At 46.8% G+C, this 19,858-nt stretch carries 13 protein-coding genes; 9 read left to right on the forward strand and 4 right to left on the reverse strand.

Translation table 11 applies throughout. The features are described 5' to 3' along the window. Nucleotides 1–355 precede the first annotated feature (355 nt). The 4 genes from ABJT94_RS14035 (at nt 356) to ABJT94_RS14050 (ending at nt 9,623) form a co-directional block, all read left to right on the forward strand. Nucleotides 356–6,154 (forward strand): NACHT domain-containing protein, encoded by a 5,799-nt coding sequence (locus ABJT94_RS14035; protein WP_348483131.1) that lies wholly within the window; start codon nt 356–358, stop codon nt 6,152–6,154. A gap of 949 nt (nt 6,155–7,103) precedes the next feature. Then, the gene (locus ABJT94_RS14040; protein ID WP_348483182.1) at nt 7,104–7,622 is read left to right on the forward strand and encodes a hypothetical protein; all 519 of its coding nucleotides are present in this window, start codon (nt 7,104–7,106) and stop codon (nt 7,620–7,622) included. Between the two features lie 383 nt (nt 7,623–8,005). Further along, complete coding sequence (locus ABJT94_RS14045) at nt 8,006–8,671, forward strand: cold shock domain-containing protein (RefSeq protein WP_348483183.1); 666 nt, start codon at nt 8,006–8,008, stop codon at nt 8,669–8,671. A gap of 151 nt (nt 8,672–8,822) precedes the next feature. Beyond that, complete coding sequence (locus ABJT94_RS14050; protein ID WP_348483184.1) at nt 8,823–9,623, forward strand: NERD domain-containing protein; 801 nt, start codon at nt 8,823–8,825, stop codon at nt 9,621–9,623. 86 nt (nt 9,624–9,709) lie between these two features. Here the strand turns inward: ABJT94_RS14050 and ABJT94_RS14055 are convergent, their stop codons facing one another. After that, on the reverse strand, nt 9,710–10,894 hold the full coding sequence (locus tag ABJT94_RS14055) for a DUF3466 family protein (RefSeq protein ID WP_348473901.1): 1,185 nt from the start codon (nt 10,892–10,894) through the stop codon (nt 9,710–9,712). Nucleotides 10,895–11,053: 159 nt separating this feature from the next. Here ABJT94_RS14055 and ABJT94_RS14060 point away from each other — a divergent pair, with 159 nt between their 5' ends. The 3 genes from ABJT94_RS14060 to ABJT94_RS14070 all read left to right on the forward strand — a co-directional run bounded on the left by ABJT94_RS14060 (nt 11,054) and on the right by ABJT94_RS14070 (nt 14,629). Beyond that, nucleotides 11,054–11,590 (forward strand): VF530 family DNA-binding protein, encoded by a 537-nt coding sequence (locus ABJT94_RS14060; protein ID WP_348473902.1) that lies wholly within the window; start codon nt 11,054–11,056, stop codon nt 11,588–11,590. Between the two features lie 432 nt (nt 11,591–12,022). Then, on the forward strand, nt 12,023–13,948 hold the full coding sequence (locus ABJT94_RS14065; RefSeq protein ID WP_348473903.1) for a S8 family serine peptidase: 1,926 nt from the start codon (nt 12,023–12,025) through the stop codon (nt 13,946–13,948). A 129-nt stretch (nt 13,949–14,077) separates the two neighbouring features. Next, nucleotides 14,078–14,629 (forward strand): hypothetical protein, encoded by a 552-nt coding sequence (locus ABJT94_RS14070; protein WP_348473904.1) that lies wholly within the window; start codon nt 14,078–14,080, stop codon nt 14,627–14,629. 40 nt (nt 14,630–14,669) lie between these two features. Here the strand turns inward: ABJT94_RS14070 and ABJT94_RS14075 are convergent, their stop codons facing one another. Both ABJT94_RS14075 and ABJT94_RS14080 read right to left on the reverse strand, forming a co-directional pair. Next, nucleotides 14,670–14,996 carry a hypothetical protein gene (locus ABJT94_RS14075; protein WP_348473905.1) on the reverse strand — a complete coding sequence of 109 codons (327 nt, stop codon included), beginning with the start codon at nt 14,994–14,996 and terminating at the stop codon, nt 14,670–14,672. A 59-nt stretch (nt 14,997–15,055) separates the two neighbouring features. Next, nucleotides 15,056–16,306 (reverse strand): diguanylate phosphodiesterase, encoded by a 1,251-nt coding sequence (locus ABJT94_RS14080; RefSeq protein ID WP_348473906.1) that lies wholly within the window; start codon nt 16,304–16,306, stop codon nt 15,056–15,058. Between the two features lie 807 nt (nt 16,307–17,113). Here ABJT94_RS14080 and ABJT94_RS14085 point away from each other — a divergent pair. Both ABJT94_RS14085 and ABJT94_RS14090 read left to right on the forward strand, forming a co-directional pair. Next, nucleotides 17,114–18,424, forward strand: a complete 1,311-nt coding sequence (locus tag ABJT94_RS14085) for a diguanylate cyclase (protein ID WP_348473907.1) — start codon at nt 17,114–17,116, stop codon at nt 18,422–18,424. Further along, nucleotides 18,405–19,223, forward strand: coding sequence for a transporter substrate-binding domain-containing protein (locus tag ABJT94_RS14090; RefSeq protein ID WP_348473908.1), 819 nt, complete (start codon nt 18,405–18,407; stop codon nt 19,221–19,223). The genes ABJT94_RS14085 and ABJT94_RS14090 overlap by 20 nt, the downstream gene beginning before the upstream one ends. Nucleotides 19,224–19,371: 148 nt before the next feature. Here the strand turns inward: ABJT94_RS14090 and ABJT94_RS14095 are convergent, their stop codons facing one another. Beyond that, nucleotides 19,372–19,749, reverse strand: a complete 378-nt coding sequence (locus ABJT94_RS14095) for a hypothetical protein (protein WP_348473909.1) — start codon at nt 19,747–19,749, stop codon at nt 19,372–19,374. Nucleotides 19,750–19,858 lie beyond the last annotated feature (109 nt).

The following is a 19,858-nucleotide window of genomic DNA, read 5'->3' on the forward strand; positions in this document are numbered from 1 at the left end:
CTCAGTATTGAAATGAGAGTCTCAGGCCGGTGATTGAATTGGGTGTAGCGAAATGGCTAATGTGCATTTTTCTATGGAAATAATCTGTTAGGCGACAATCTACTTATTTTCCCGGAGTCAGTATTGGCGGCTTAATCAGACCTTCAAAACAGGAATACAAGTGGCAGACTTTGGCCAGAAGTGGACAAAACATATCAACTTAGAGCAAACACCTGAAGTGGCTTCTGGTAAAATCTGAATCTACTAAAAACTACAGCGGTGTCAGGTTATCCATTTGACATACACTTTTAAACCGCCTCTGAAATGAATATTAGGTGTGCCCCAACTCTTCCAGAGCAAGGATAACCCTGCCTATATGAATGTCAAAAATACGGCCATTACTTATTCTGGATATGACTACCAAACGCTTCAGGGTGTCTATCTGCTTTCTCAGTGGTTAAACAGCCCCACCTCATATATTAAATTTGCTTTTGATGCTGATAGTGACTCAAACGCAACGCCGCAAGGAATAGACGATATTGTCGCCGTTCGTGAAGATGGCTTTATGGACTTCTGGCAAGTTAAATTTACCCCTTCACCAGATAAAGAGGAAAATCAATTTACCTGGGGCTGGTTGCTGGAGATCAAAGGGAAAACAAAAAGATCTCGATCGATCTTAAAAAAGATTTGCGATGCTATCTCTGATGTCCCGGACGGTAAGCTTGGAAGCGTAACACTTTTGACAAATAAACCGCCAAACAGAGATATGGATAACTGTCTAAGCGGCAATAAAATCAATTACTTAAAAATCGACGATGACACAAAGAAACGAATCATCGATCAACTAGGGAGTGAAGCAAATGCAGTAGCACTCTTTACAAGACTAGTTATTCAGCATAGTGAAGCCAACTACGACACTCTATCTCGTACTATTAAGTCTGAGCTATTAAAGCATTCTGACGACTCTGGCATTGCTCGTCTTCGAGATCGCTCCAGAGAATGGGCGATGTTTAAAAACAGACCTACTCAAGATGGCTGGATCTATCTTCATAATGTTAGGGAAATTCTCTCAACACGACGACCAGACCCGATACCCGAGATATTCGAGGTTCCACCTGATTACTGCCTGCCAAATGAAGATTTCCATGACAACCTCATTGAAGAAATTAAGGCTCCGTATAGACAGATCATTACGCTAACCGGGAAACCAGGCGTAGGTAAAAGCACTTACCTGTCATATCTTTGCCAAACCTTCGAACATCTGGATATCCCATTAATACGCCACCACTATTATCTAGCTCTTGGCGATACAACAGAAGACAGGTTAAGCCCAAGAATTGTAGCTGAATCTCTACTGCATCAAATTGCCACCCTTCACCATGAGGCTAACATAGATATTTCCAGACCAGAAGATTTAAGGCAGGCGCTCGAACAATGCGCTCAACATTACAAGCAATATGAAAAGCCATTCGTTGTTCTCATCGACGGTCTTGACCATGTTTGGCGGGATAATAACAAAAATAGAAGACCTCTGGATGAAACATTTAGGCAATTAATACCCGTTATAGATAACATGATCTTATTGATAGGCACCCAGCCTGTGGATGACTCATTGTTGCCCCAGCTACTACTGAAAAACTGCCCAAAAGATCAATGGATGTGGCTTCCAGAGATGTCTGGAAATTCCATTTTCGCTTACCTGCAACATCAGGTCTCATCCAATCGCTTAACCTTCAATGGTCATTCTGATCAAAAGGACGAACAGATAAAGGAGTGTGCAGAGAAGCTGCTAGAACTAACTAACGGATATCCTCTTCACATAATCTATTCAAGCGAATATCTTGCTCAGAATAACTTACCGCTTTTTGCATGGGAGATAGAAAACCTTCCTCCTTGCTCTGACCGTGATATCGATAATTACTACGGATCGTTATGGGAACGTCTAAACTTCAAACAGAAGGACGCGCTTCATTTATGCAGTAGCTTCCAGTTTGCTTGGCCTAGAATTGCCATAGGGGAGATCCTAGAAGACGACACAACTCAACCACCGAGTGTAGCAGCCGTATCTCATATGCTAGCGGAGGGGCTCACAGGGCTACGTCCTTTTCACGAGAGTTTGGTCATGTTCGTTCGCAAACAGGACGAACATGAAGACCGTGTCAATCAGCTACTCCCACCGGTATGTGAATGGCTAGAGTCAAAAGCACCAAAATTTCTAAAAGACAGCTGGCTGTGGTCATGCATTGCAAGATCTGGCGATACATCACAGCTAAGATCAGGATTAACGAGAGACTGGGCAATAGAAAAACTAGCTGAAGGAGTATCCGTCGAAACATGCATTCGCTTACTTTCAGAAGCAGAAACCTATGCATTTGAAGACCTTTGTTTTGAAGAAGCATACAGGCATAGATCTTTAAAAACTCGATTAATAAATGGCCCCGAGTTCCAAACGTGGAACGAACCAGGCTTATCTATAGCCTCCCTTCTTCATGCTACTAAAGACGCTATTAACAATGAGATTTCGAAGCAAAATGAATTAACACCAATAAAACTCTCTAACCTAGCGACTACGCTTTGGTTTCTGGAAGAATACCAGCAAGCTGAAGTTATTGCTGGAAAAGCTCTTGATCGCTATAGAACAAAAAACAAACTATTACGAACCAGACACCACCAGGAAGAAGAAACTGAAGCCACCAATCTTATAAAAGCTTGCGTCTTAACTGATACTCTTAATTATGATGCCATTTTTGAGAATGACAATTTCGCAAATTGGCCAGATGGCTATGTGAGTGCGTTCACCGAAGCATGCACATTGAAAAAGGATCTCGATTCGATATTTCGCGGCTTAAAGGCGCTCCCTTCAGATTCCCATTTGAGGAGAAGACTAGAGCTATCGGCAATTAGAATCAGCTTAATAGAAGGTGCCGATATTAGCGCTAGGAATGAATACTCGTCATTCGACTCGCAGGAGTTATCGACATTCTTAAACACTTATAAAGCGAACCAGTTTTCGAACGTTCAAACTTTCCACCTTGAGTTAGACACAGAATCTAAATTGGATGTATCTGATAGTAGCTACTACGACTGGTTCTTTTCATGCTTGTGTATGAGATTAAATGCTTCTGGAGATTTTAGTTGGCTACCTGTAAAGGCCAATGATGATCGCTCGAATTATTCTGAACTTTTCTTTCTCCTATACAAACTCGCCGACGAAGTAGCCGGAGAGCTCATTTCACAAGGATCTCTCGACTTTGATTTTTTGTGTTCTTTGTTTCCAGTAGACACCATTTTGGATCAGATGCATCCTGAAATTAGAAGCAAAGAAATCATGTTAAAGAGAGATTGGGTCTCTATTTCATCAGATATTCATTTTATCACCACTCAATCTAAAATATCTGACATACAAATCCAAAACGCTATATCGACAAATGTATTCCGTTCAGACTGGATACGATTGTGGTACATAGAAACTAAGATAAAATTATTATCAGATGAGGCCGCACACCAATTAATTTACTTTGAGCTAGATAGACAATCCAAAGAACTCGAAGAAACAATTGAGTATTCTAACAGCTGTCTCGAGTTAGCAGAAATTGCTTATCTACATCAAAATACCGAAAAATTTATTTACTGCCTGCAAAAAACGTGGGACTTTGTACTTGGCTATGGTCACCACAAAGACCCAACTATATTCGACGTATTAAAGGCAATCGAATACCTATCTATCTCAAGACCAAACGAAGCACTTCAATTACTTGAGCGCATATCACCGATAGTATTTAATATTTCTGCCTTCACAGATGGCGACCAAACTAGGTATTCAAAGCATTCCATCTCTAGTCTAGCGGCAAAATTAAATCCACAAACGGCAGCCTCAATTTATGACCAGGAACTGGTGGATGGAGAATGGTACTACTCCGAAGAAACAATTCTACGACTTTTGCAACAAGCCGATTTTTCGAGCCCGATCGTAAAACACATATATTTAACAGGACTTCACTCAAACTGCTACGCCCTTCTTAAAGACAAAATCAAGGTCGGTAATGAAAATGCTGACAAGATTAGGGAAGCAGCCGAATCACTATTAGGAATCAGCATCGACTCAGACACAGAAAAGAAAGAACCTTCCAGTTCATCAATCGAAAAACCGGACATTGATCCGTCCAAGTACCCTCCGAGTAAATACAAAGACCTTATTGATGCTCTTGCCGGGAAATATGCTACTCGAGAAGTTTGGACAAACTGGTATTCTTACTGGGTAGAAAATGGAAAAGAAAAAGAGCTTCTCGATCTACTGCTCCCTCTTCTGCCGACCATATCCGATCGCTTGGATGACAAGCACCATTTATTAGACTTGCTCTTCCTGAGTCAACTTAAGTTTAATGGCAAGGGAAAAGCTTTCGACCTCCTAGTCAGAGCACACAATGCGGCAAACGGATGGTCCGATTGGTATGAAAGCACAGAGAAATCTCTCAATCGACTTGAAGTCTTGGCAAATAATTACCCCAAAAAGATAGACGAATTCATTCAGCTAACAACCACCCAACCTGACAAATGGAAAGATAGATTTGGCAAACTCATCATACCCAATGACAAGCTGGTGTACTTACTATCAATTAGCGGACGCACAGATGAAGCCCTCCAACTTACATCTTCCATGGTCAGCAGTCTAGAAGACAGCATAAGAAATCTAACCCTAAAGAAGCCTGATTGGGATTGGAACACAACTGACTCTATAGAAGACGCTCTATCGAAAACACTAGTTTCTCGGCTCAAGCTTCCTGTACCATCAATCAAACTCTGGGTTATAGATCAGATCAGTCAACTATTAATTGATACACACCCAAATATAGAGAAGCTGGTTCTAAAAGACCTATCTTCTCGAAAACTTGAATCTGAATGCATCGAAGTCTTGTGTCTTATTTTTATTGCCAAGGAGAAAGGCTACCTTCCTCCAAAAGATTTGGGGCTGCACATTCATTCAAGATCCTTACTATCAGATACTTTTCTTTTGGATATTGAGCCAGGAACAACGAACCTAGGCTCATACATCACCCCCGCCTCTCCAATGCCACTAACTTACGGAGACAACAATAGATTCGAATATTTTCAAGGCACCCATGTACCGAGAATATATTATTCAAACCTAAAAAAAGAAGAAAGGAGAAGTGGCTTTCCATTTACAGAATATTTCAAATCTGAGTGGAATAATACGTTTAATTACCGCCCTCCTTCTGGTACCGCTATAGACTATTTTCTCAATGAAGATCGATGGAGGAACACTGGGCAATTCTACAGCGAAGCAAGTCACAGAGGAAGATCGGCATATTTAAGAGCTATCCAGGTTGCCATCAATCATGGTGGTATGCCGGTTAGATATGCTGAACAAATTTCCACGCCCGCAATACCTATTGAACCCACATACATCGACCTGTCAACCGACCGGCCAGAGTGGCTTGCAATCTGGGATAAAGAATTAAAACCAACCGAGAAACATATCCGAGACTACATTCTTCTCTGTAAAAAAAATCACCAGGAATCAGGAGATGATGAAGACCTAGTCGCGTTTTCGACCCCCATTAGAATTGACGAAAACAACTGGATAGATTTAACCGTATCAAAAGGTTTCTGGAACTCAATGGAGCATCATACGCCAGAGTTCAGAGATAATGATCACGGACTATGTATCGCTCAGATGCTTGAGAGGTCTGTAGAATTTTATTGGAAAGGAAACTCCAAAGAAGGCGATGAGAAATTCACATTTTTAACTGCCAAGACATTTCCCGTGCTTCGCTATGGACATTGGCATACAGACTTGGAAACTCGTGGTTTTTATGCACCAATATCCAGGGATGAAGACAAAAAGATTCATGCTAAGAACTCTGATGGATTTATAAAGTATGAACTGACCGACAGATATATCGGAAAATCCTCTTATTGGTATAACCATTGGAAAGCTACACATCCTAAAGAACTTGATTCCTTATGCGGGACGTACACCACTATATACAAAGATGAATACTCCAACGCACTAACAAACTACCCAGAAAACGAAGAGTGCTTCTATCTATGCAAAGCCGTTATTATTTCTGGCGAAGATTCATTTCGTGAATTTAATTCCATTACTATGGAATTTATAATATCAAACAACTATGTCAAAACTACGAAAAAATAACTAACTAGACATATATGGACGCCCGACACCTGTCAAGCCACAGTAGTCCGTTGAGCCAGATGTTGGTCTGGCTCTAAGCTGCTTCTATTGCACTGCCTTCACCGTTCATCTCAATGATGGAGCAGTCGTGCTGACATATATCCGGCCTACTGGTTGAGAGCTTTTTTAGATTCACTCTCGGGCCCTGATGAAGGTCCGCACTTGGCTGTCTAAAACACCCACTCGGTTTACTGGAACCATGTCCAAATCAGACTGATGCCAAGGCGGATTAACCGCTAATTCATCATCGATTCGACGGACTTTGGCAGGGTTACTCTTGATTAAGCCATGCCATCAAGCCGCTCGGTAGACCTCCTGCTTTTGGATAAGCGTCCAGGCTAACCGGGCCATCCGACTGGCCAATGCAACGATTGCTTTATGCTTGCCACGCCGAGCCTCAAGACGTCGAGCCCAACTAAGAACAGGATCGTCGGGTCTTTTACACCGCCACAGAGCCGCTCTGGCACCATGGATGAACAAGGCTCGAAGATATCGATCACCACGTTTGGTGATACCACTCATATGGCCTTTCTCACCACTGGCATATTGCCTCGGGGTCACGCCCAACCACGACCAGCGACCAGCTAGACACCCATCGCAGTGAGCAATAGCGAAAATCTGGCTGAACGATTTTAAAGTCTCGCAATAGAATGCAGAAAATGGGTAGTAAGCTGGTTAAATAACAGAATGGTGCTTGACTGATGGACACCCACCTTAGGTGTCTATCAAATCTCGCACAAAATAGATTTGATAAATAAAAATTGACTTGGGTGGCCTGTTTGGACGCTCTATCTATCGAAGCACCTGCCCAGAGGGATCCAACACAATGTGCTTAGTAATCGCCATTAAAGGTGAACAAAGCAAACCGTTTGTATTAGTATATTTCAGAACCTGAATACTTGGAGAAGTCATGAAAGCCGTAATAACATGGAAATTCCTATCTGTAGTGTTAGTAGCAGCCCTCTTAAGTGGCTGTGCCTTAAAGAGCATTCAACCCTATGCTGACGGAGATTACGGGCTTGTAATTATGGCCACGGATGTCAGCGCCGAACGCAAACAAGAAATTTGGTACGACTATGTTTTTACCGTAAGAAATCTCAACACGAATGAAGAGAGGCGAATGAGAACCGCCCCACGCGTTGGTGATACGTATGAATTGTTAGGCAAACTTCCGGCAGGGAACTACATCATTGATAGGCGAGAAAGCCTCGCAAAAAGTGGCAGGCGAGTATACCCGAGGGACATGTCTGCACCTTTCGAAGTGGAAGCGGGCAAAGTAACCCTACAACACAAGCTGACTGTCAGCAGCCGCGATAACGCCCAGTATTTCAGTATGACCTACTTGGGCAAACAAGAAGCCACTACTCTGTTTGAGAACGAGCTGCAATCCCGTGATGATTTTGACGGTTGGGAGCTGAAACAACGCTAGCGCGATACTCAAGGGACACTCACCGTCAACTTTCGGGCTAGCTGGACCTCTACCTTAGGCGGCTATCAAAATATCGCACATAACACGGACTCTTGGGACACCCAATTTAGGCCGCTATCAAAATCCCTCACATGATAGCTTTGATAAATAAAAATTGAGTTGGGTGTCCTGTTTATCCGGATGACTTGATAGCTCGAATCCATATCAATCTCGAAAGTGCCCTTCACTTACCAATGGTTCAGATGGGTTATACTGGGCCTCGCAGGGCGGCCAAGCCAAGCACTGCAAGTGTTGGAAGGAACAAAAGGGGGATTATGATGGAAATAGTCAACAGCTGCGGTGAGTACCCTGGCAGCCACCAATGAGAAGTGGATGGATATTCTATGAAAGGTAAGATATCTCAGTGGAACGATAACAAAGGTTTTGGTTTCATCCAGCCTGAAGATGGTTCTGAAAAGCTGTTTTTTCATGTTTCAAGTGTTAAAACTAGCGCTCGTAGACCTAAAGTCGGCGACAGTGTGCTATATGAATCAATAAGAGACTCTCAGCAAAGGCTCAAAGCCAAAGGTGTCGTGATCGAAGGGGTTGCAAAAGACCTTAGATCAACTTCGAACAAGCGTGCCGTTCGGACTGAAGGGCCAAAGAAAGGCATCGCTGACTACATCTCTATGGTAGTTATTCTGGCCTCTTTTTCTGCAGTCGGATTAGAGTTTTTTCGTTCTAACGAAATAGTGAATACATGGCCCTTTGGTATTCTCGCTGTCATAGCGATCTTCTTTTTAAGTCGACAGAAAAAGCCAAAAGAAAAGTCTTTTACATGCGCAGGCTGCAAAGCAGAAGCAATATATGACTCGCGAACCATTCAGGCCTGGAACAATGGTGTCACCAAGTTCTACTGTAGGGCCTGCCATCTTCAGTGGTTGAAGGACAAACCACAAAAAGGGGGTCCCTCGTTTCAATCCCATGGCAAGGGTTGCCTGGGTATTATTGCGCTCATGGTCGTTATTCCAATGTTCAGTGGTATCGCTTTTTACCAATGGCTAGTATGAAACAGATTGGATGGACGGCTAATCTTGGGGTCAGAGTCATTGATTCTAGGTGCCCTGCTCATTCCTATGGCTCAAATGGGTTATACTGGGCCTCACAGGACGGCCAAGCCAAACACCGCAAGTGCTGGAAGGATCAATCAGGGGGATATTGATGGAAATAGTCAGTAGTGTATGGGCTAGTATCATAGAGACCGGCTACCTCATCCCCGGCTTTCTTGCATTCATATTCCTAATCACATTTTTCCAGAGCAGTTGGTTTAAAGGTAAAGCTGGCGAAGGTGCCGTTGCGTACCTATTGTCCCGATTGCCCAAAGACGATTATGTGACCCTCAATGACGTCACGATTCCTACTCAAGACGGCACTACCCAGGTAGACCATATTGTGGTGTCTATATACGGCGTGTTCGTCGTAGAGACCAAGAACATGAAAGGCTGGATCTTCGGGTCAGTGAATCAGCGGCAGTGGACTCAGAAGATATACCGCCACAGCTCTAAGTTTCAGAACCCTCTCCATCAAAACTACAAGCACGTTAAAGTCCTTGAATCATCTTTGGGGTTGCCTCCTGAGATCACACACTCACTGGTCCTTTTTGTAGGCGATAGCACGTTCAAAACACAGATGCCTTCGAATGTGACTACTGCTAGAGCGGGAGTCAGATTCATCCAAAGTTTCGAGACCAAAGTGCTTGACCATGACCAGGTTACAGATTTGGTGACCAACATAAGTAATTTGAGGCTGCAGAAGAGCCGGGCAACCAATAAAGCACACATCCGCCATATAGAATCCATCATTGAAGAGAAGACTTTTGGCAAAAATTGCCCACATTGTGGGGCTGACATGGTGTTGAGAGAGTCAAAGAAAGGCCACAACGCAGGGGATGCCTTCTGGGGTTGCTCCCGCTACCCTAAATGCCGCGGAACCAGGGGCGCATCAGCGTTGAACCTTCAGTGACTTGCCAGATACAGCCAATCAAGAAACCCACCGTTACAGCTTATAACTGAGCTGGGTATCCCGACAACCAGTCACTGGTAAACGGTTTATCTATACCTTACCAAAGCGACTATCACCAAAGGCGCAATGGCAAAAACTATAATCAGGGCAAGCCAAGTGTAAGGCGATGGACAAGTGATAAAAGGAAAGCAGGCAAGGTTCTCTAAGGAAAGCCAAGGGATGAGCAATCTGGGGCTATATGTAACGATCCATAGGGTAGCGTGTCGTTCTCCCTCGGCGGTTTCGCTGTAGCCAACGATGTTCCCCCTGGCATTTATCGCGAAGGCTTGGCTGTTGTCGCCGCCCAGGGTCCCCAGTGGCAGCATGCCGAAGTCTTCATGCCACACGAAGGCCATGTTTGTATCCGCGACTGTTTTGCTGTAACCAACAACAATGTCTTGGCCATTGATGTCGTAGGCGATGCTTGAACTGCCGCCCAGGGTAGCCAAGTCCACTAATTCGTCAGGCCGTGGCCACAATGCGGCTCGTTGTGTAGCGCTCCCGTCTGATACATAGGTGGCTATTCCCACTACTTTCCCGGCGTTGTTTATCCCAAATGCGTACTCATCTACCACGGGACCAATAGGCAAGGTTTCATAGGTACCCGCCCGCCAGCGAAAGGCCGTATCGGTCCGATGATTAGTGCCAGCAACCTGGCCCAGCCGGTTGATCCCATGCGCGCTCAGAGCCTGTGGACCCTCGCTTAGACCTGGGTCGGTAATTCGGGTGAATGGCGGGAAACCAGAAGTACCCGTTGAGCGCCAGACCACTGCATTAAGCCCGATGTTACCGGCAATCAATCCATCATCGTTGATGTCTCTGGCGTAGCTGAAATCCCCAAAACCGGGGTCTACACCAAGGTTTCGCACGCGCCCTGCTTCCCAGATAACGCCGCGATACGCAAAGCCATCTTTTCCGACAATCCCTACCACACGTCCGTGATTATTGATTGCATAGGCTCTACCGGTGTCAGATTCTGTCAGTATGGGAAGTTCCCGCATTGTATCGCGACGGTATATAAATGGCTTTACGTCGGTGCCATTGATACTTTCTCCAACAATAACGCCTTCATCATTGATATCCCTGGCATTGCTGTGCTGATCGCCAGGCAAGGTACCGAGATCAATTATCTCAATGCTTTCAATTTCCAGGGCATGTGACTTGAATGCCACTATGCCCAATACCAGTACCAATAATGCAAAATGCCGTTTTGAATACACCCATTGCCTCATGTCGAAATCCCTCCGAAAATAAAGAAGACACCCACCGTTACAGTTTGTAACTGACTTGGGTGCCCCGATAATCCTGTCGCCGCGTCATCAAGATTATCGTTTGACAGTGATAGTGACTAGAATAGACAGGATTGAACTTATAGCACCTAAGGACGCTTTATGAGCGAGCAATATGGCAATAACCCGCTACACGGCTTAAAACTGGAGGCCCTGATTGAAGAGCTTGTCGATTTTTACGGCTACGAAATTCTAGGAGAGGCACTGAACTTTAAATGCTTTCAGCTGAATCCATCCATAAAAGGCAGTTTGAAGTTCCTTAAGAAAACTGAGTGGGCAAGAGTACGAATAGAAGCTTTTTACTTGTACAAGTTTAAGAACCTACCTCGTCCTGACGCTAGCCAATATGAATTGCCTCCCCGTGACAGGATTGTGCCAGATGATCAGAAACCGAGGGAACCGAAAACGTTTACGCTTGAAGAGTTAAAAGAAATCAACGCGCGTAAAGCGAAAAACTCAGTGGGTCCAAACAAGATGCCTTCGGCAAAGAAGAGCAACTATCAGAAAGCCAACAACAGGAAGAAAGAGATCGGTAAACCATCACCGGAAGCAACTGAGCACGCCAGTGAATCGGATGCTTCGTTTGATCCGTGGGGGGAGGCCAAAAAGAAGTTAAATGCACGTAAACCCCGCTTATAGCTTGATCCGCTTGTCGGTCAAGCCCTAAAAGGACAACGACATCCAGAGACTATCAAAGATGACAATTTGATAGCTCAATTCTACAGGAGATTCAAAGGTGCCCTGCCCTTCCCAATGGTTTAGATAAGATTCACTGGCCCACTCGCTTCAACACAACCCTTCGCATACCTTTATATTGAGCCAGTGCGTTTCACTGGTGAACATACCTCATCGATCCCGCCTCAATCTTGTTGATTGTTTTGAACTACCTCACGTACTTCTTGTGATGAATGTCTATAAATCACTCGAATGTCACCAAACGGTCAAGTTTTTGATACCCAAGTCTCAGAAAACTGTCAATAAACCGTCACTATTGCGCCCTCTTTTATCGCCCTGCGAGGAGTATCGCAGTGGCGCTGGACGTAAACACAAAAAATAATGGACGGTGAAGGAATGCTTAAGAATAACTCCCTTTTAATGGCGTGCGCTGGCGTCTGCGCTTTTACACTGGCCGGGTGTTTCGACCTGAATGGTCACGCCCGCCCGGTTGCCACCGAAGGCAACAACGACACGACTCAAACCGAAACCACGCCCAACAACGGCGCGGACTTCAATGCCGGCAAAATTAGCGAAACCGGCCGCTACATCATCAAATACGATGAACGCAAGTCTAGCCTGCAACGCAGCAATGGCACCTTCTCTACCCGCTCGGCGGATCGCATTCTGTCGCGTGCCGGCGGTGCCACGTCACTGATGCACCTGAACGACTTGCAAGCCAGTGTCGCCGAACTGAACGAGGACCAGGTCGAGCAACTGCGTAACCAAGAGGCGGTCGCCTATGTTGAACCAGACCCGGTTCGCTATCTGCTGGCGGAAGAAACGCCCTACGGCATCAACCGTGTTCAGGCCAATCAACTCAGCGACGCCGCCGCCTCGGGTTCAACCGTCTGCATCATCGACAGCGGTTACGACATCAATCACCCAGACCTGCAAACCGGCGGCGTGACCGGCAGTGTCACCAGCCAATACGCTGGCAACTGGAACCATGATGGCAACGGCCACGGCACGCACGTGGCCGGTACCATCGCGGCACTGGGTGGCAACGGCATCGGTGTGGTCGGCGTAAACCCTTCCGGTCAACTCGGCCTTCACATCGTTAAAATCTTCAACAACAACGGCGACTGGGCCTACGGTTCAGATCTGATTCAGGCCATCCAACAGTGCTCCGACTCTGGCGCTTCCGTGGTCAACATGAGCCTGGGCGGCCCGGGGTCCAGCCGGTCTGAACTTCAGGCCATGCAGAACTTCTACAACAATGGCATGCTGCTGGTCGCGGCCGCCGGGAACGACGGGAACAACCGGTACTCCTATCCGGCTTCCTATGACGCGGTATATTCCGTTGCGGCGACAGACAGTAACAACAACCGGGCCAACTTCTCTCAATACAATAACCAGGTTGAAATCGCCGCACCAGGCGTGAGTGTACGCTCTACCATTCCAGGTGGCCGTTACGCCTATTTTAACGGCACTTCCATGGCGACACCGCACGTGGCCGGTGTGTCCGCACTGGTGTGGAGCAACAACCAGGGGTGTTCGGCTCAGGATGTGCGCAACGCCCTGAACAGCACCGCAATCGACCTTGGTTCCGCCGGTCGTGATATCTACTTCGGCCACGGCCTGATCCAGGCAAAAGCCGCGCACGATTACCTGCAGCAACAAGGCTGTTCCACCGGCACCACCGAGCCGGTACTGATCGACCTGGAAAGCGGCGTGGCCGAGACGGGTTTGGCGGACACCAAAGCCGCACCAGAAGACGTGGCTTACCGCATCGCGGTTCCCGAAGGTGCGACAAAACTGGACATCCAGATCAGTGGCGGCCCGGGCGATGCCGATCTGTACGTCAAACAGGGAGAAGAGCCAAGCCTAACCAACCATGACTGCCGTCCTTACCGGCAAGGCAACAACGAACTGTGCAGCTTCAGCCATCCGCAGCAGGGCGACTGGTACATCATGCTGGACCCATACACCGACTACTCCGGTGTAACGCTGACCGCGACGGTTGAAGCGCCGGCCAGTGACGGCCTGACCGAACAGGATGACGACCTCACCGCCAGCAAAGGCCAGTGGCTGCGCTATACACAGGAAGTCAGCATCGGCGACAACCGGTTGAGCATCAGCATCGCGCGTGGCGAAGGCGACGCCGACCTCTATGTGCGCCACGGTTCGGACGTTAGCCGCAAGACCTATGACTGCCGCCCATTTGAAGACGGCAACGAAGAAAGCTGCGTCATTGAGAACCCGGCCGAAGGCACTTGGTACATCGGTGTTCACGGTTACGAAAACTTCGAAGGATTGTCGCTCATTCGAAAGATCGAATAATGCCTGAAACCCCCAAGTAACCAGCGATTGGATTACGTCAATCGTTTGGTTTTAGTGGCTGCACCGACTGCACAGGTCGTTGCGGCCTTTTTTGCACTGGGTCATTAAAGGAAATTAAGGAGCGACTTTGTGATAAAACTCGACGGCAAATCTTGCGGGTCGAACGGCATTCCTCAGAGCTTGATCGCACTGTGCCTCGCCTCCCTCTCCGTAGGGGCGATGGCGGAGGACAGAAACCTGAGTATTGGTATCGGAACTCAGTTGATGACGCTGTCCAGTGAAGATTCCGGATCGCATCAGGTGTTTGTCGGTCCCCGGGTACATCTGTCGGCCGCCCATCAGTACTTTCGAATCGGCGGAACCGTGTATCAAACCGTAAATCGTGACAATCCATCGATGCGGTTAGACGGGTTCGCATTGGCCATTCATGCCGGTGTTAATCTCGATCGCCAGGGTTGGACGGGGTTTGTCGGAATGGGGCAGTTTCAGGAAACTCGGCTGCGGGACTATCAGCCAGAACTGGAAGCTGTGGCCTATCACGCATCGGTTGGCGGGGGGTACCACTTCAAGCGTTGCTCACTGGAAGCCGAATGGCAATGGCGCGGCAACCCCTATGGCGGACTCGACGCACCTGCGGAGACCTATATGGCCCTTGGGTTAACCCTCAGCGCGCGATTCTAGCGGTCACCCTGATCGGGCAGGCATCTATAAGCGTTCATTTTTAGCCGTATAGGTGCATGCGCAGATAGGCTTCCAGCGCGATCCGCCGCCTAGCGGCGCAAACCATGGATGGTTTCCATAAAAAGCGACCAGAGCAATCGTTTTCGGGGTTAGCCAGGCGGGCAATATTTTCATTCAACGCGCACATGAACCACCTGATCAACATTAGGCGTTCACGCCATTCGGCGGCCAGCTCTGTTATGACCTTGAGCTGTTCTTCATACAGGTCATTGCCGGCCAGGTACTGTTGGGCCTGGAAGCTACCGGTATACAGACTGTGCCAACACTCAATCACTTCGGTATCCGTAATCGTTGCCGGTGTGCTCATCGTGCCTTGGTTTATATTTATTAATACAAAGCGCTAGATTGGGCTTCTATTCATCACTGTTATGCTTCTACTTTCTGACTCACCCAGTCAATGTCCTCCACGAGAAAATCGGGCCAATTTACTTCATGTAAACTCATGTAAGCAGGTCTGGAGAAATAGTAACCCTGGAAATTTCTGATGCCCGCAGCAAACAGCCATGCAAGGTCGGACTCATCTTCAACACCTTCAGCAACGACCTCAATCCCCAGGCGCTCAGAAAATTCTATTACAGACTTTACGATGGCTTGTCGGGGCCCGTTTCCCTTGATGTTGTCTACAATTTTTCGATCAATCTTGATTTTGTGTGGCTGGAAATCTGCCAGCAACGACAATCCCGCATATCCCGCCCCAAAATCGTCAATAGAAAGTCGCATACCCGCATGCCTGGCTGTTTTTATAGCTTCCATAAACACATCGAGGTTTTCAATTGCCTGATCCTCTGTGACTTCAATGACCAGACGTCTTGGTGAAATTCCCAGTGATTTCGCATGTTTCGCAATAAGTTCAACCGAGCCTTGATATGAAACCAGAGACATGGGTAGCAGGTTCAGTGCAATTGAACCTTCAAAACCCATTTCGCCTACCATCGACAGTGCACTAAGCTTTGACTCGACATCTAGTTTGAATAGAGCCTCAGGCTCAAGATCATTCAGAACTGTGTAAGGTGGAGTGCCTCCAAATCCTCTAATTAGTGCTTCAACACAGGTAACTTTCATTAAATTGACATCGACGATGGGTTGGAAGGCGAAGTAGTGAGGATACGACCGTTCGACTATGGATTTCCTAACACAGGTTTTCTGTGGTGGAGGCGCTGATTTCTTTATGCTGATTAACTCGTCACATATATTCCACCGCCCCTTTCGAAACGCCTTGATGATCATATTGGCTTTTGACTTCATGCCTGGGTTGTCAAGCATGCGAATAAATATGGACAGGTTACTAAGGCCATCTTCTAGTTTAGAGACGATGCCCGTCTGAGATTCAATTAACTGCATCCCAGGTGTACCAAATTCCCGTTCATCTACTGTTTCATCCAGTAATATAACGAGCTGGGAATGAGCAGGGTCTGCCTGGATGCGACAAAGGCACTCCAATACTTCGCTCTGGCTACCCTCCAACACCTGCAAAAAGTATTCCCCATCGAACAGCAAAGTACCTGATATGCTCATATTTTTATTGATTGTTGAGCTTCTTTCAATAATGCTGCGAACCTCTGCAGATCCCACCCATTGAGACTTCTTACTCCTGTATATCAGTTGGTGTAACGTCATCTGAATCTCCTGGTCTAACCACCTGAACCCCGCTCTACATTCGCAGAAGTGAAGAGTCTCTAGGACAGCAGCACCGCTCCCTTTTCATACGATTAAAATACGCATGCTATCTTTTCTGGATCACTACATGTGTTCGAATGAATTTCACTTTTTTTTGTTAGCAGTACGTTCATTTATTGGACATCAACACGTAAAACACTCACAACAATGTGCCATTTCAAATTTAAGCTCGCAATAATTTTATCGGAGAAGGTGTCGTTCGCGCCCCCCCCTTCTTCAAGCGAGTAACGGCGGAAAATGAAATACTCATTGGACACGCAATACAACCGACTGTCGCTTAGCCATCCTTAAGCATTCACTCCTGTCCGCACGGGGACTCGACTAGACAGGCCATCAGCGCAACCCTACCAATAAGCCCTGAATGGACAGCCAGATTTAGGCGACTATCAAGATCACGCTAACGATAGTTTTTTTCAATCGATATTGAGTGGGAGCCCAGCTTGATGCTCCCTGCCAGGGCCGTATCATTGATTCACATGGAGGGCGAAGCGAGTCGCTATGGCTTGCTGGAGCGTAACGTCTTTATGCAGGGTAGTTCGTGAGGGACATGCCAGTGCCTTCTTCACCGAATGGATCGTGAATTCCCACTCTGACACTGACGCTTTAAGCTCTTTTGCTCAAGGTTGGTGGTATGCCCTTAATTCGAGGGATATTGATGTTCTTTCAAACAAACATTAGTGCAACCTTAAATAGATATTCCATTAAGAGGGGGATTATTCTAGTATCTGAAGGAGTTGAACGGCTTTTTTGAAAGACTCTTTTTTAAAGGTTACACAAATGGTACTGACTTTTCTTCGCCCAAATAATCTTTCACAAAAGATGATGCGAGTTATTTTTACCATATACCTGGGTGTGACTTTTGTAATAACGTGCATGCAGTTCGCTACCGAATATTTGAAAGCTCAGGATTCTATCTTAAATGAAGTGACCGAGCTGGAAGGTACTGTCAGGGGTCCAATCGCGACTAGCTTGTGGCAATATGACCGTAATCAGGTCAATGTACTCGTCGACGGGCTCATTAAGATGCCCATTATTGCAGGTGTGGATATTGTCGATAACGATGGCACAACCCTTATCTCGAGACGTGCGTATTCCTCTAATTCCGAGCCATTATCTTTATTTGATGTTCAATCTGATTTGTTTTGGAATTTGAATGATGAACGAATACCTCTCGGGTCCCTAATACTATATTCCTCGTCCGAGGTTGTTTTAGATCGGGTTATTTTCGGTTTTTCACTTATTGTCATAACTGCTGTTATAAAGCTCTCCATTCTGTTCTGGCTATTTATTTGGGCATTTGGTCGTTATTTGGCCAACCCATTAAAAGAGTTAATGGTTCAGGTTAATGACGTTCAGCATGATCAAAGTATCCGTACACGTATCAATCTGTCGAACATAGAAGACAATGAGCTGAGTCTACTCCAGAGTCATATGAATAACATGCTCTCCTCCATGGAAACCGACCGACGACGTCTCCTTGAAGATGAACAAGCAAAGCGAAACTGGTTGGAGGAAGCGGTTGCAAAACGCACTGCAGAGTTACAAGTTGCTAATGAACAGCTTAAGACACTCGCTACCAGAGATTCCCTGACAGGCGCACTGAATAGAGGGAGTTTTTTTGAAACAGCCCAGCATATTCTGGTCCTTTCCAGGCGCCAAAAGTCGACTGCATCGTTTGTGCTGATGGATCTGGACCATTTCAAATACATTAACGATACCTATGGCCATTTTTCGGGTGACCAGGTACTCATTCATTTTGTCAGAACGATCAACAGTCTTCTGAGAGAGTCAGATCTTATTGGTAGAGTCGGTGGGGAGGAGTTTGCCTTGTTTCTTCCCGATACTAACGCAGAAGCCGCCTTCCAGATCGCCGAGAAGGTGCGAACCGCCATCAGCACATCCCGTTTTGAGGTCGATGGGGTATCCATTAGCTATACTGTGAGTTTGGGCATTGAATCCTCCTCGATGGACGATCAGTCTGTTGATACGTTGTTTAAGCGCGCCGACGTTAAACTCTATGGCGCAAAAGATAAGGGCCGTGATCGTGTTGAACAATAAGTATGTACTTAGCCCAATGCTGACAGCCCTTGGCTGGTTGGTATGCAGTCAGTTCAATGTCGGTTTCGCTGCAACACTCAAAGTGTGCTACGACCAATGGGCGCCGATGACCATATTTCCGACCGATAGCTCAACCGAGCGGGGTGTGGTTATTGATATGCTAGAGCATATATACACCGCAGAAGGTTACGATATTCACTATTATGAGGTACCCCTGGCAAGGGGGTTGGATATGGTAACCGAAGGTTTGTGTGACATGCTGCCAGAATATTTGTATTCAGAACGGTCAGCGCAGGCCTTCGAGTACGCGCAACAGGAGACGTTTTCATACCCCTCGGCCTTTGTCGTCCGCAAGGAAGATCCCTGGCGCTATGAGGGCGTTGAATCGTTAAGTGGCCGGCGTATTGCAACGGGGCCAGGTTGGGATTACAGCTCTATGAGTGCGGGCTATCAGGCGTATATTGATGATCCACAGAATGGTGATTCTGTAGAAGTGATCGCAGGCTATGATGATGTGGTTGACCGAATCGTTGAAATGATCAGCGAAAACCGAGTCGATGTGTATGTAGACAATGAACTGGTTCTTCAACACGTTCTGAACCAGATGAACCTTAATGAGGAGCTCAGCATCGTGCAGCCCGGACTTGAGAACAATCTGGTCGAAATACCCATTTTTTCAATGAAAATTCCCGAAGCTGAAAGACATGAGTTGATACGAATATGGAATGAGGGGCGCCTGTCCCTGAAGGGAGAGATGGAAGACAAAATACTTAGAAAGTACAACGTACAAATTGAGTGACCGGAATAAAGAGGTCAATGTGGGCAGCCGGTCATCATACTGGACGTATCTGCAGACCACAGCATTGCATTGGGAATTAATCCAGAAAGCGGCCGGTGGGGCGCACATAGAGGTCCCGCCAGTATGCTGATGAAGTGACAGAGCGCACTTAATCAGGCCCAGCATCCAATACGGTTACCTGGGTAGCTTCCAGTATACGGCCTGTCTCATAGTCGGCCCGGTAGTCTCCGGTTACCCGGATCCGCTCGCCCACATAGTCTGACACCGCCTCATCTGGTTCTAGCGCAACCCGATTCAGGTCATCGTCTTCAATCCAGTAATGGCGTGGCTCATCAAAGGTCCGGACAATACCCGTTGTCGACAGGGTCTGGCCATCGTATTCAGCCTGCTGCTCAACCAGCCTCGCCAAAGGAACGTCCGTCGTGGTATCGCTGCAGGCACCCAGCAGCGACAGAACGACCACGACTGACAACACCACGCTGGAGGGGTGTCGGAGAACGATCTTCGGTTGGTTAGCGTAGCTCATACTTCGGCCCCTCCCAAGGCAGTGGCTTTTCTGGAAATGCCCATTGAGCACTAGTATACCTTTATGAACACCATCGTCAGTTCTCTGCTATTGAAGACGACTGGTGGGT

The organism is Saccharospirillum sp. (assembly GCF_039982735.1).
GTDB lineage: Bacteria > Pseudomonadota > Gammaproteobacteria > Pseudomonadales > Natronospirillaceae > Saccharospirillum.